Here is a 13,490-nt window from a genome sequence, read left to right as displayed (position 1 = left end):
TTTTGATTTCCCGCAAGGCAGGACAGCAAGTCCCGTTATAGTCTTTGCGGGACATACTCCGATTGGGAAGGTGGGGACGATATGAGCGCGGTATCGGTTGCGGGCCTGGAAGGCCAATTGTCTGAGGCCAGGCGCAACGTTTTCCTCCTCACCCTTGCACAGGCCATTCTCGGTTCCGCCGGACCGTTGAGCTTTTCAGTGGGTGCGCTTGCGGGTTATCAACTCCTCGGAGCCGACAAATCCCTGGCGACAGCGCCGCTTACCGGCTTCAACATCGGTGTTGCCCTTGGCGCGGTGGCAGTTGCGCTTGCCGCTCGTTTTCTCGGGCGCAAAGCAGGCTTCATTCTGGGAGCGCTTCTGTGTTCGACCGGCGGCGCGCTGGCTGCCGTCGCACTCTTTCGGATGGATTTCTGGCTCTTCGCGCTCGGCTTGATGCTGATCGGTCTTGCTGGCGGCTTCACTCAGAAAATCCGTTTCGCAGCGGCCGATGCCTCACCCTCCTTCTATAAGCCGAAGGCCATTTCCTGGATTCTGGCCGGCGGGGTTGTCTCTGCTATTGTCGGCCCCCAGCTTGCGATTTTCGGTAAGGATGTTCTTTCACCGGTTACCTTCGCAGGCACATTCATTGCGCTCGTGCCGCTTGGACTTCTGGCGGCTGGGATCTTGTGTTTTCTGAAGCTGCCGGAGGTGAAGCAGACAGTGTCCAGTGCTCCGGCACGGCCGCTCTTCGAGATCGTCGCCACCCGCCGTTTCGTCACCGGCATGATCTGCGGCATCGGCTCCTATGCTCTGATGACCTTCATGATGACAGGCGCGCCGCTTGCCATGGTCATCGGCTGCGGCTTTCCGAGCGAACTGGCAACGCTTGGAATACAGTGGCACGTGCTTGCCATGTTCGGGCCAAGCTTTTTTACCGGTGTCCTGATTACCCGCTTCGGCGCGGAGAAGGTGGTGGCCGCGGGTCTCGTCATACTCATGGCTTGCGCCATCGTCGCCCATGTGGGCGTCGAACTCTGGAACTTCTGGCTGGCACTGATCCTGCTCGGGGCAGGGTGGAACTTCGGATTCATCGGCGCAACCTCGATCGTATCCTCCAGCTACCGGCCGCATGAAGCGGACAAGGTGCAGGGCTTTCACGACATTATCCTCTTCGGCACGGTTGCGGTTTCGTCCTTCTCGTCAGGGCAGGTCTTCACCGCCTGGGGCTGGTCGGTGATGAACCTCGTCATCTGGCCAGTCGCCGGTTTTTGCCTCATCCTTGTGCTGACATTGATTTTCAGCCGGACGCAAAAAGTGGTCTGAATCAGAACCATACGCACCAGCCCGTGATCTTCGGGCTTGACGCGACGCGTCATCGCAACGCAATCTTGCCACCGCAAGCCATTCTTCCCGGGGAGGGGATGAAATGGCTCATCCTGGTGTAAGGCGTTTTGCGCCTCACGCCCCGCATGTGGTTTCGCCCGCCGGGGAAATGTGACGAACCGGCACAATGGGAGGTAAGTGCGAATGACCGTCATTGCATTGGTAATTTTATGCGGTGTCCTATCGATCGCTTATGCGATTTGGGCAACGAAGAGCGTTCTGGATGCCGATCAAGGCAATGAGCGCATGCGTGAAATAGCAGGCTATATTCGCGAGGGGGCTCAGGCCTATCTCGCACGTCAATATCTGACCATCGCAATCGTCGGTATCATCGTCACGATCGCTGCGTGGATTCTTCTCTCTCCGGAAGCCGCAGTCGGTTTCGTCATTGGCGCCGTTCTTTCCGGTGCTGCCGGCTTCATCGGCATGCATGTTTCGGTACGGGCCAATCTTCGCACGGCGCAAGCCGCATCCCATAGCCTCGCAGCCGGTCTCGATATCGCCTTCAAGTCCGGCGCCATCACCGGTATGCTCGTTGCTGGCCTGGCACTGCTCGGCGTCTCCATCTATTATTTCATCCTGACCTCGGTGCTCGGCCACCCAACCGGCTCGCGCGACGTGATCGATGCGCTGGTCTCGCTCGGCTTCGGCGCATCACTGATCTCGATCTTCGCCCGTCTTGGCGGCGGTATTTTCACCAAGGGTGCGGATGTCGGCGGCGACCTCGTCGGCAAGGTCGAGGCTGGTATCCCGGAGGACGATCCGCGCAACCCGGCCACCATTGCCGACAATGTCGGCGATAATGTCGGCGACTGCGCAGGCATGGCCGCCGACCTCTTCGAAACCTACGCGGTCTCGGTCGTGGCGACGATGGTTCTGGCGGCGATCTTCTTTGCCGGAGCGCCGGTGCTGGAAAACGCCATGCTCTATCCGCTCGCCATCTGCGGCTTCTGCATCCTGACGTCGATTGCCGGAACCTTCTTCGTCAAGCTCGGCACCAACAATTCGATCATGGGTGCGCTCTATAAGGGCCTGATTGCCACCGGTATCTTCTCGATTGCTGGACTTGCGGTCGCAACCTCGCTGACCATCGGCTGGGGTTCTATTGGAACCGTTGCCGGGATGGACATCACCGGCACCAACCTGTTCTTCTGCGGCCTTCTCGGTCTCCTGGTAACGGCACTGATTGTCGTCATCACCGAATACTACACCGGCACCAACAAGCGGCCGGTCAACTCCATCGCTCAGGCGTCGGTCACCGGCCACGGCACCAACGTCATCCAGGGACTTGCGGTCTCGCTTGAATCGACAGCACTCCCCGCCATCGTCATCGTTGGGGGCATCATCTCCACATACCAGTTGGCGGGCCTGTTCGGTACGGGCATTGCGGTTACCGCCATGCTTGGTCTTGCCGGCATGATCGTTGCGCTCGATGCCTTTGGCCCGGTGACGGACAATGCCGGCGGCATTGCCGAAATGGCGGGTCTCGACCCGGATGTGCGCAAGGCCACCGACGCGCTCGACGCAGTCGGTAACACCACCAAAGCCGTGACCAAGGGCTATGCCATCGGCTCGGCCGGTCTCGGCGCCCTCGTTCTGTTTGCGGCTTATTCCAACGACCTTGCCTACTTCGCTGCGAACGGCGCAACCTATCCCTACTTCCAGGATGTCGGCGAGATTTCCTTCAGCCTCTCCAACCCTTACGTGGTGGCGGGTCTAATCTTCGGCGGTCTGATCCCCTATCTCTTCGGCGGTATTGCCATGACCGCCGTCGGCAAGGCGGCCGGCTCCATCGTGGAGGAGGTTCGCCGTCAGTTCCGCGAGAAGCCGGGCATCATGCAGGGCACCGAAAAGCCAGATTATGGGAAGGCCGTGGACCTGCTGACCAAGGCAGCCATCCGCGAAATGGTCATCCCGTCACTTCTGCCGGTGCTGGCACCGATCGTCGTCTATTTCGGCGTGCTGCTGATTTCCGGCTCAAAGGCGTCTGCCTTCGCAGCCCTCGGCGCCTCGCTGCTCGGCGTCATCATCAACGGCCTCTTCGTTGCAATTTCCATGACCTCGGGCGGTGGTGCCTGGGATAATGCCAAGAAGAGCTTCGAAGACGGCTTTGTCGACAAGGATGGCGTGCGCCATATCAAAGGCTCGGACGCCCACAAGGCATCCGTCACCGGCGATACGGTGGGTGACCCCTACAAGGACACCGCCGGTCCTGCGGTCAATCCGGCTATCAAGATCACCAATATCGTGGCGCTGCTGCTGCTGGCGGTCTTGGCGGGTTGATATGAAAGAAGCGGGCCGCTCCTCAGCTTTGAGGGGCGGCCTCAGCCAACCAGGCGGTCATCGCCGCTTCCGCTTCGGCCCGCGTCGGCGTGCCTGTTCGCCCACCGAAAACCTGACACTTCAACGCTGCCGCCACGGACGACAGCTGGATGGCGGCACGGCTCTCGATCCCTTCCACTACAGCCAAGGCAAAGGTCCCATGAAACACGTCGCCAGCCGCGAGCGTGTCCACCGCTTCGATGGCCATGGTCGATTGAAAATGGATGGTCGGGTCGCCGGCTTCCGTCCAATAGCATCCTGAAGGCCCGGCGGTGACAGCAATGAATGTCTCCGGGTAGCGCCCATGTAAAACCGGCATCATGGCCGAAACATCGGATAGACCGGTCAGCCGTTCCGCTGCGGGCTCGGAAAAGATGATGTGGCTTGCAGCGGGTGCAAGCCGCTCCAACGTTTCCACCGGCGCAACATCCCCGTCCAGGATCGCGGGCTTGCCGAGTTGTCGCGCAACGGTCAGCACATCGAGCGCGAGTTCGGGCCAGCGCACGTCCACCAAAACGGCATCGAAGGCCGCTAGATCGGCTTTCGTGCAGGAGCGTTTATTCTCGTGCAGCCTGTGATCGTAGAAGGGGACGATCAGTCGCTCGCCCCGGTCATCGATCAGGATGGTGGAGAGCGCAGAGCGCGCACCCTTGGCGACCGTCATGCCGGACGTATCGATGCCGCTCTCCGACAGGTCGCGCAGAATGCGCGCGCCCGTCTCGTCATCGCCAACGGCGCCCCATAGGCTTGCCCGTCCACCCATGCGATGGACGGTGTAGGCGGCGCTCGATGCCATGCCCTCGGCGATTTGCAGCATTTCGTAAGGTAGAACCTTACCTTGGCCCGTCGGCATGTCATGTACGCGAAACAGCGTGTCCAGCACGGCCGCCCCGACGCAGAGTACGTGGCGGCCGTGGCCCTCTTCTTTATTCTCGCTTTGCATCGATGCTCAGATTCGCTTGCCGGTTTCCTTGTCGAACAGGTGCACCGAAGCGGGATCGATGGCAACACGAACCGTATCGCCAAAACGGATATCCAGCCGCTCGCGGAAGAGGCAGGCAATTTCCTCGCCATTGCAATTCAGTTTCGCATAGATTTCCGAGCCGGTGCCTTCCACCAGCTCCACCCGTCCCTCGATGCCGGTTTCGGCAGCGCGAATGTGCTCGGGGCGGATGCCGTAGACGAGGTCGCGCCCGCCAAGCGTCGCGGGATTGGCTGTTGGCGGCAGAGGCAGCGTCAGGCCCTTGGCGGTGCGGAAAACGCCTTCTTCGACACGGCCGCGAATGAAGTTCATGGCAGGCGAACCGATGAAGCCGGCGACGAAGAGATTGGCCGGGCGGTCGTAAAGTTCAAGTGGCGCACCGATCTGCTCGATGATGCCATCGTGAAGTACGACGATCTTGTCGGCCATGGTCATGGCTTCCACCTGGTCGTGCGTCACATAGATCGTGGTCGTGCCGATGCGCTGATGCATGGACTTGATCTCGCCCCGCATCTGCACGCGCAGCTTGGCATCCAGGTTGGAGAGCGGCTCGTCGAAGAGGAAGACCTGCGGATCGCGTACCAAAGCGCGGCCCATGGCAACGCGCTGGCGCTGACCGCCGGAGAGCTGGCGCGGGTAGCGATCCAGCAGCTTCTCCAGTCCAAGAATGCCAGCGGCCTTGTCTACCTTCGCCTTTGTCACGGCGGCATCGACCTTCTTGAGCTTCAGGGCAAAGCCCATATTCTCGGCGACTGTCATATGCGGATAAAGCGCGTAGTTCTGGAAAACCATGGCGATATCGCGGTCACGTGCCGGCAGGTGGCTCACCTCGCGTGCGCCGATATGGATTTCGCCGTCGCTCAGCTCCTCGAGACCGGCGATCATGCGAAGCAGGGTGGATTTTCCGCAGCCAGACGGGCCGACCAGGACGACGAATTCTCCGTCACGAATATCGATATCGATACCGTGGATGACATTGACCGCGCCGAAGCGCTTCTGGACATTCTGGATATTGACGGGTGCCATGATGATTATCCTGTAATAAAAGCCATTGCAGCGATCGGTCGGATCAGCCGCCCTTGACGGCGCCTGCGGTGAGGCCCGCAACGATCTGCTTTTGAGCAAACATGGTGAGCAACAGCACGGGCAACGTCACGATCAGCGCTGCTGCTGCGAGCGGACCCCAGCTGACCTGCTCGAAGGACAGCATGTTGTAGACCGCGACCGGCAGCGTTCGCGTTTCGCGACTGGCCAGCACAATGCCGAAGACGAAGTTGTTCCAAGAGAAGATGACGGCGAGGATGAAGGATACCACGATGCCGGGCTTGGCGATGGGCAGCGCCACGAGCCGAAACACCTGCCAGGACGAGGCACCGTCGATGCTCGCCGCCTCTTCCAGTTCCTTCGGCGTCGTCTCGAAATAGCCGATCATGATCCAGACGACGATCGGAACCGTCACCACCAGATGGATGATGATCTGCGGCCAGAGCGTGCCAAGCAGGTTCAGCCATTGGAACAGAAGGAACAGCGGAATGAGGAAGGAAAGGCCAGGCGTCATGCGCGCGATCATGATGACGATCGCTGCTTTTTCCGCCTTCAGCCGCGCAATGCCGTAGCCTGCCGGAACGCCGATCACCAGCGCGAGAATGGTGGCGGCACCCGTGACCAGCACGGAGTTCCAGAAATAGAGGAAGAAGTTGTTTTCCTCGAACACCTTCACATAGTTCGACCAGGCGAAGCGCTCAGGGATCAGGATCGGCGGATAGGCGCCGTTATCGATTTCGAATTTCAGCGACAGCGAAATCATCCAGAGGAAAAACAGGATGACGGGGGAGATCATCACCAGCGCAATGAAGAACAGGCCGATGCGGTCTAGGTTTCTGCGGGACATCAGCGATCCTCCATCTCGTTCCATTGGGTGCGCGCACGAACCATCAGAAGAACGAAGGAGAGCGCGATGATGACGATGAAGAAGACGACGGCCATGGCCGAGGCATAGCCGATGTCGTAATAGGCAAAGGCCGTATTGTAGAGGTAAATGTTGATCGTTTCCGATGCCGTGCCAGGGCCGCCTTGCGTCATCGCATAGATGATGTCGAAGCTCTTCACCGCATCGATGGAGCGGATGATGACGGCAATCATCAGGAACGGTGCGATCATCGGCATCGTCAGGTAGCGGAACTTTTGCCAGGCATTGGCGCCGTCGATTTCAGCACTTTCGTAAGGCTCGCGCGGCACGGCTGCCAGACCACCGAGAACGATGAGCATGACCAGCGGCGTCCATTGCCACGTTTCCACCAGAACCAGCGAGGGGATGACGGTGGACTGGTTGTAGATCCATTCCAGCGGGCCGATGCCGATAAAGGACAGAAGATAGTTCAGCACGCCGAGCTGCGGGTGGAACATCATCGTCCAGACCAGCGCGATGGCGACCGGGGTCGCCATCATCGGCATGACGAAAACGCCGCGCAGGAAACCGCGCAGCGGGAACTGCGCGTCGAACACAAGGGCAGCCAAGGTGCCGAGAAAGAGCGGCGCAACAACCGATAGGACCGTATAGACCAGCGTGTGCCAGAGCGATTCCCAGAACCGCGCATCACTTGCCAAGCGGATGTAATTGTCGAAACCGATGAAACTCTGCTCTTGCCCAAGCGTCCAGCGTTGCGCGCTCATCCACAGGGTAAAGACCCAAGGGAAGACGATCACCGCGCCAATGACGACGAGAGCGGGAATGACGAAAGGCCAGTAATTTGGAGCAAGCCGCGGCGGCTTGCTCCCCTGCGCGACCTTCGTCACCGCTGCATTATGTTCGATGCTGACAGACACCATTATCCCTCGCTGCGTGCCAGAACAGGTGCGAACTGTTCGGTCGCCTTCTTGAGTTCTGCGGCGGGATCTGCGCCACCGATCATGTTGGTGAGACCGACGCCGTAAATGTCGCGGAACTCGGTCACCGGAATGATGACCGGCAGCGCAAGCTTTGACACCTTGCCGGAACCGACCACCGCATCCAGCCATTCGGCTGGCATCTTCACGCCTTCACGCACCTTCGCGTCCTCAAGGATGGACTGGCGGAACGGAACGCCGGCACCGGCCTGCAGAAGACGCGCACCCATGTCGTGAGAGATTGCCCACTGGCAGAAGAGATAGGCCGCTTCCTTCTTGGTGCTGGCTTCGACGACGCCAAGGCCATCACCGAACGTACCAGCCGCTTGCGCTGCCGGACCCTTCGGCATCACGCCATAGCCGGTCTTGCCGACGACGCGGGACTTTTCCGGGTTTTCGATCGGCGGTGCGAAGCCAACGCCATCCAGCCACATGCCGATCTTGCCCTGAAGGAAGGCAGACTGCGCTTCGGCCCAGTTGAAGCCGGAAACGCCGGGAGGCGCGGCCTTGGTCATCAGACGCTGGTAGAGCTTGGCCGCTTCCACCGCTTCCTTGGACTCGGTGTTGATCTTGCCATCGGTAATCGGCTCGCCGCCGTAACCGAGCATCAGGGTGGTCCAGACCGGGGTGTTGGCGTTTTTCAGGCCGCGGGCAACGAAACCATAAGTGTTGGTGGACGGATCGGTGATCGCTTCTGCAGCGGCGACCAGTTCCTCGAAGGTCTGAGGATATTTGAGGCCCTTGGCTTCGAAGAGATCCTTGTTCCAGTAGAGAATCCAGTAATCCACCGAGAACGGCAGCGAGCGCAGGACGCCGTCGCTATCCTTGGCAAACTGCATGCCGGCTGTGGCAAAATCGCTTTCGACCAGCGACGGATCGGTGAGCGATGGGTCCTTCATGAAGCCACTGATATCGGCGAGCCACTTGCCCTTCTCGAACTGGCGCTTCTGAACGTGGTAGCTCAGGTGCACGACGTCGAAGCTCGGCTTGCCGGAGGACAGTTCGATGACGACTTTCTGGCGCTGCTGCTGTTCCGGCGTTGCCTCGGCATTGACCTTGATGCCGGTCAGCTCTTCGAATTCCTTGATGTATTTCAGAAGCGTTTCGCTGCGCGGGCTCTTGACCAGATTGACCTCGAGCGTTGTGCCGGCATGCTTCTTCCAGTCCACTGCGGCTGACGCGGAGCGCACACCGAACATGGCGGCGCCGCCAAGGGCCGCCGTGCCGGCCAGGAAGGCGCGGCGCGTTGGGCTGATAAATGAATGTGTCATGAAGTTCCTCCTCTTGACGCCGGGATCTCCTCATCCCGGCTTTATGGTGATCTCTCAAACCGCGAGTGCTCTGTCCCTCGCGCTACGAATATGGGCAACCAGCCTCTCGACCGCTTCGTCGACATCGCGTCGTTGAATGGCCTCGATGATGGCAAGGTGCTCAGCCATGACCGATTTGACATGGCCGGCGATGCGGAAGCGCTCCTGGTTGATCAGGCGCATCTTGATCGAATTGACGCGATAGGCGTTCGAGATGATCGAGTTGCCGAGCGCGTCGATAAAGGCGTCATGCATGCCCCAGTCCACGGCCTGGGCGCGTGCATCGAGTTCGGTCGAGCCGTTGCCGCTATTGGCAAGTTCGGCAATCTCCCGATGGTCTTTCAGCAGCGCCGCAATCGCGTCGTCGGAGGCGGTGCGGGTGAAATTCGCCACCGCTTCCTTTTCCAGCAGGATGCGAAACTGAAAGGCTTCGCGGATGAGGTTGATATCGATATGGGCGACCTGGAGGCCACGCTGTGGCACGGTCTTGATCAGCCCCTCAGCCTCAAGCCGCGGGATTGCCTCACGGATTGCGCCGAGAGGCAGCCCTGTCATCTCGACGAGCCGACGCTGGGAAATGAACTGACCGGGCCGGACGTCACGCGCGAGGAGATGGTGCGTAAAGCTTTCATACGCCTTCTCTCTCAACGTCGTCTGTTCGGCCACATCGTCCATTTATGATCCCTTTCAAGCCGCCTGTTTACTGAAGAGCGACCCGAATGCGGCTTCGATCTTTTTACGATCTTCTGCAGAAATGGAAACCAGCGGCGGACGCACAGTGTGCCAGATCGTCTCGCCGGTCACGTAGGACACAAGCACCTTCACCGCAGGCGTCACCGGGAACTTCAGCAGTTCGACGACGAGGTCCTGGACACGCTCGTCATCCTTACCCTCGACTGCCATGGCGCGGATTTCAGCGGGTAAGAAGTTGGCGCAGCCGGAGATCGCACCCTGACCGCCCATACGAACGCCCTGGGCCAAATGACGCTCGTCGCCGATGAGGATGATCAGATCGCCATTTTCCTTCAGAAGCCGTTCCGTATGCGGCCAGTTGCCGGAGGAGTCTTTGACGCCAACGACGATACCGGGAAAAGCCTGCTTCAGGCGGCCGACAAGCTCGACCGACAGCGTCACCATTGTCACCGACGGAATATTGTAGACGAGGATGTCGCGCGCGGTTGATCCGATCTGCGAGAACACCGAAGCGAACCAGTCGAACAGACCGTCATCGCTGACATTCTTGAAGTAGGAAGGAGGTGCAAGGAGGATGTTGCGCACGCCGGCGTCGAGGGCGGCAAAGGCCTGGTCGGCAGCATCCTGCACCGAATCGACCAGAACGCCGACGACGATATTTTTCGGAGAGATACCGGCACTCAGGCATGAGGCGAGGATATCGGCCCGCTCGCGGGTGCCGATCGAGCTTCCTTCGCCGGTGGTGCCGAAAAGGGTGATGCTGTCACAACCCGACGACAAGGCACGCTCGGCCTGCTTGATCATTGCATCGATGGCAATCGTTCCATCTTGCATAAAGGGTGTCGTCAACGCTGCCGAGAGGCCGAATTTACCAGTCACGTCCATGCTCCTCCAAAACTGATGGAGATGTGATAAGACATTAACATGTCAGTTGTAAAGTCACCAATGTTTAGTTTGTTGTTATGAAGCGCAATGAATTGGGGAGAGGGAGGCCGGAGGGCGCCCTTACTGAGGATGGCAGAAAAAACCGTTTCAGCTTTAAGATAAAGCGGTAAGCGGGAAAGTGCTGGAATTGCGTGGCACGGTCGCCACAGCCAGCTTTAACTCTGTTGAAATTCGCGAGTTCGGCCGCTTTAGCAATAGGCGGTTAACCTTTATTTTTTATCTCAGTTGCTGTGCCAATTGTCCGTTTATGATGAGTGTACAGGCTGTCATGCGTTTTCCCCGATCCAATTTTAATAATCCAGGCAATGCGATAGAGGGGGGAGAGGCTGAATCGGCAGACAACATGGTTCAGCATCCCCAAATCCCGGCCGCGCCGGCGCAAAGCTTGACGAAGGCTGAGCGCGCCGCCGTGGGTCGTAACGCCGATCAGATCGCTGCCAATGCGATTGAAGGCCGCCCGGATATGCCCGGCTGGCAGAACGCGTTCACGCTCGGCCCGAATGTCCGCTTTTCCCGCACGCCGCAGAGCATCTTCTCCAGGAAGAACGCTGCCGGTGAAGACATCGTCGCAGAGCAATCAGCAGAACAGGGCGAGGGGGAGTCTCCCGTGGTTGAAGATGCCGCCCAGGCGTCTGCGACTTCGACTGAGAAACAGTCGGCACCGGTGGAGCGCCGCATCGCAAAGCCTGCAGTGCTGCCGCAGCCGCCAGGTGCCACGGGTGCCAGGGCTCTCAGCTATCGTCTGCGTCGCGAACTGGCATTGCGCCAGCAGCAGGAACTAATGCAGCAGGCCGAAGCCGGTACATCGGTGGAAGCCCCGGTCCAGCCAGTCGCGATCGAAGCGAGGCGCGAGACCGGTGCCGCCGAACAGATCGATGTCGCCTGCTTCCCGGCAGAGCACCAGCACAAGCCCACGCTCGACGTGCCATCCTTCGCTGCCCACCTTTCCGACGACATGTTCTGGGAAGTCATGAACCTCGACGTCGAGGGCACGATTGCACCGGACCGTCAGCCCATGCGCCTGTCTGAACTGGCAAGGCTGAAGGCGCAGCGTCTCGCCGCGACAAAACTCACCGCAGTTGAGCAGCAGCCGGCCCCCATCCGTGTTCCGCTCTTGCGCCAGGCACGCGCGGTCGAGCCTGTCGTCATTCGCCAGCAGCCCCGGCCAAGCCTGCCTGCCACGCCGGCAGCGGCCGAGTTGAACGGATCGGCCGTCTCGCTTTATCGCGAAGTCGGTGTTCGTGGCTATCAGCCGGCCCAATCCGAGCCGGCAGAGATCGTTGAGGCGACGCCGGTCGATGAGGCCGTCCCTGTAGTCGATGTTGTTGAGCCGGTTGCGATTGAGGCGCCGTCGCCGCGCCGCGAAATCCGCACGGTTGCTCGCAACAATCAGCCAATGTTCCTCGATGCACCTGTCTTCGGGGAAGGCGAATATGAGTATCCGCCAATCGACCTTCTGCAGCCACCGCAGGTACAGCAGACGACGACAATGACGCCGGAAGCGTTGGAGCAGAGCGCAGGGCTTTTGGAAAGCGTGCTTGAGGATTTCGGCATCAAGGGCGAGATCATCGATGTGCGCCCTGGCCCCGTCGTGACACTTTATGAATTCGAGCCAGCCCCGGGCGTCAAGTCGTCGCGCGTCATCGGCCTGTCGGATGACATTGCCCGCTCCATGTCGGCGCTATCGGCCCGCGTGGCGGTTATTCCTGGCCGCAACGTCATCGGCATCGAATTGCCAAACCCGGTGCGCGAGACTGTCTACTTCCGCGAACTGATCGAATCCCACGACTACGCCGATACGCGGATGAACCTGGCGCTCTGCCTTGGCAAGACCATCGGTGGCGAGCCGGTGGTGGCTGAACTCGCCAAGATGCCCCACCTTCTGGTGGCTGGTACGACGGGCTCAGGTAAGTCCGTTGCCATCAACACCATGATCCTGTCGCTGCTCTACCGGTTGAAGCCGGAAGAATGCCGCCTGATCATGGTCGATCCCAAGATGCTCGAGCTTTCCGTCTATGACGGTATTCCGCATCTCCTAACTCCCGTCGTTACCGATCCGAAGAAGGCCGTCATGGCGCTGAAATGGGCGGTGCGCGAGATGGAGGATCGCTATCGCAAGATGTCGCGCCTCGGCGTTCGCAATATCGACGGCTACAATGCGCGCGCTGCCGCTGCTCGCGCCAAGGGCGAGACGGTGATGTGCAACGTCCAGACCGGTTTCGACCGCGCAACGGGCGAGGCAGTCTACGAGCAGGAGGAAATGGACCTTACGGCCATGCCGTACATCGTCGTCATCGTCGACGAGATGGCCGACCTGATGATGGTGGCTGGCAAGGAAATCGAAGGCGCGATCCAGCGCCTGGCACAAATGGCGCGTGCCGCCGGTATCCACCTGATCATGGCAACGCAGCGTCCCTCGGTCGACGTCATCACCGGCACGATCAAGGCGAATTTCCCGACGCGCATCTCCTTCCAGGTCACCTCGAAGATCGATAGCCGCACGATCCTGGGCGAACAGGGCGCCGAACATCTTCTCGGCCAGGGCGATATGCTACACATGATGGGCGGCGGACGCATCGCCCGTGTTCACGGACCCTTCGTCTCCGACGAGGAAGTCGAAAAGGTCGTCGCACATCTGAAGACGCAAGGCCGTCCGGAATATCTGGGCACGGTGACGGAAGATGCCGATGAGGCCGAGGACGGCGAGGATGAGGACAGCGCCGTCTTCGACAAGACCGCCATGGCCGAAGACGATACGGCCGACCTTTACGAGAAGGCCGTGAAGGTGGTCCTGCGCGACAAGAAGTGCTCGACCTCCTACATCCAGCGTCGACTGTCGATCGGTTACAACCGCGCGGCATCGCTGGTGGAGCGGATGGAGCAGGAGGGCATTGTCGGTCCCGCCAACCATGTCGGCAAGCGCGCCATCATCATTGGTGAGCGGGATGCTCACGAGGTACCCGGCGCTGGCGACTGAGAGTGGGTCGCTA

At 60.1% G+C, this 13,490-nt stretch carries 10 protein-coding genes; 3 read left to right on the top strand and 7 right to left on the bottom strand.

Annotated features, from left to right (window positions below):
* The first annotated feature begins 81 nt into the window (after window positions 1-81).
* Window positions 82-1,302 carry an MFS transporter gene (locus ACTJKV_RS12220; RefSeq protein ID WP_440598733.1) on the top strand — a complete coding sequence of 407 codons (1,221 nt, stop codon included), beginning with the start codon at window positions 82-84 and terminating at the stop codon, window positions 1,300-1,302.
* Window positions 1,303-1,506: 204 nt separating this feature from the next.
* Window positions 1,507-3,645, top strand: a complete 2,139-nt coding sequence (locus tag ACTJKV_RS12215; RefSeq protein ID WP_440598732.1) for a sodium-translocating pyrophosphatase — start codon at window positions 1,507-1,509, stop codon at window positions 3,643-3,645.
* A 22-nt stretch (window positions 3,646-3,667) separates the two neighbouring features.
* On the opposite strand, the gene ACTJKV_RS12210 is transcribed toward ACTJKV_RS12215, so the two are convergent.
* The 7 genes from ACTJKV_RS12210 to ACTJKV_RS12180 are packed head-to-tail and all read right to left on the bottom strand — an operon-like array spanning window position 3,668 to window position 10,434.
* Complete coding sequence (locus tag ACTJKV_RS12210) at window positions 3,668-4,627, bottom strand: sugar kinase (RefSeq protein ID WP_440598731.1); 960 nt, start codon at window positions 4,625-4,627, stop codon at window positions 3,668-3,670.
* Window positions 4,628-4,633: 6 nt separating this feature from the next.
* Window positions 4,634-5,692: an ABC transporter ATP-binding protein gene (locus ACTJKV_RS12205; protein WP_335323326.1), complete on the bottom strand. Its 1,059-nt coding sequence runs from the start codon at window positions 5,690-5,692 to the stop codon at window positions 4,634-4,636.
* 43 nt (window positions 5,693-5,735) lie between these two features.
* Window positions 5,736-6,557, bottom strand: coding sequence for a carbohydrate ABC transporter permease (locus ACTJKV_RS12200; protein ID WP_062423513.1), 822 nt, complete (start codon window positions 6,555-6,557; stop codon window positions 5,736-5,738).
* Window positions 6,557-7,495 (bottom strand): carbohydrate ABC transporter permease, encoded by a 939-nt coding sequence (locus tag ACTJKV_RS12195; protein ID WP_113179230.1) that lies wholly within the window; start codon window positions 7,493-7,495, stop codon window positions 6,557-6,559. Before ACTJKV_RS12195 ends, ACTJKV_RS12200 begins: the two co-directional genes overlap by 1 nt.
* Window positions 7,495-8,823 (bottom strand): ABC transporter substrate-binding protein, encoded by a 1,329-nt coding sequence (locus ACTJKV_RS12190; RefSeq protein ID WP_440598730.1) that lies wholly within the window; start codon window positions 8,821-8,823, stop codon window positions 7,495-7,497. The genes ACTJKV_RS12195 and ACTJKV_RS12190 overlap by 1 nt, the downstream gene beginning before the upstream one ends.
* Before the next feature lie 54 nt (window positions 8,824-8,877).
* A complete protein-coding gene (locus tag ACTJKV_RS12185; protein WP_062423510.1) occupies window positions 8,878-9,537 on the bottom strand; it encodes a GntR family transcriptional regulator in 660 nt (219 codons plus the stop codon).
* Between the two features lie 12 nt (window positions 9,538-9,549).
* Window positions 9,550-10,434 carry a dihydrodipicolinate synthase family protein gene (locus tag ACTJKV_RS12180; protein WP_440598729.1) on the bottom strand — a complete coding sequence of 295 codons (885 nt, stop codon included), beginning with the start codon at window positions 10,432-10,434 and terminating at the stop codon, window positions 9,550-9,552.
* Between the two features lie 313 nt (window positions 10,435-10,747).
* On the opposite strand from ACTJKV_RS12180, the gene ACTJKV_RS12175 reads away from it, so the two are divergent.
* Entirely contained in the window at window positions 10,748-13,477 is a 2,730-nt protein-coding gene (locus tag ACTJKV_RS12175; protein ID WP_440598728.1) for a DNA translocase FtsK, read from the top strand.
* Window positions 13,478-13,490 lie beyond the last annotated feature (13 nt).

The sequence above is a fragment of the Agrobacterium sp. 22117 genome (assembly GCF_052045735.1).
Taxonomy (GTDB): domain Bacteria; phylum Pseudomonadota; class Alphaproteobacteria; order Rhizobiales; family Rhizobiaceae; genus Agrobacterium; species Agrobacterium cavarae.
This window is presented reverse-complemented; position numbering and strand designations above follow the sequence as displayed.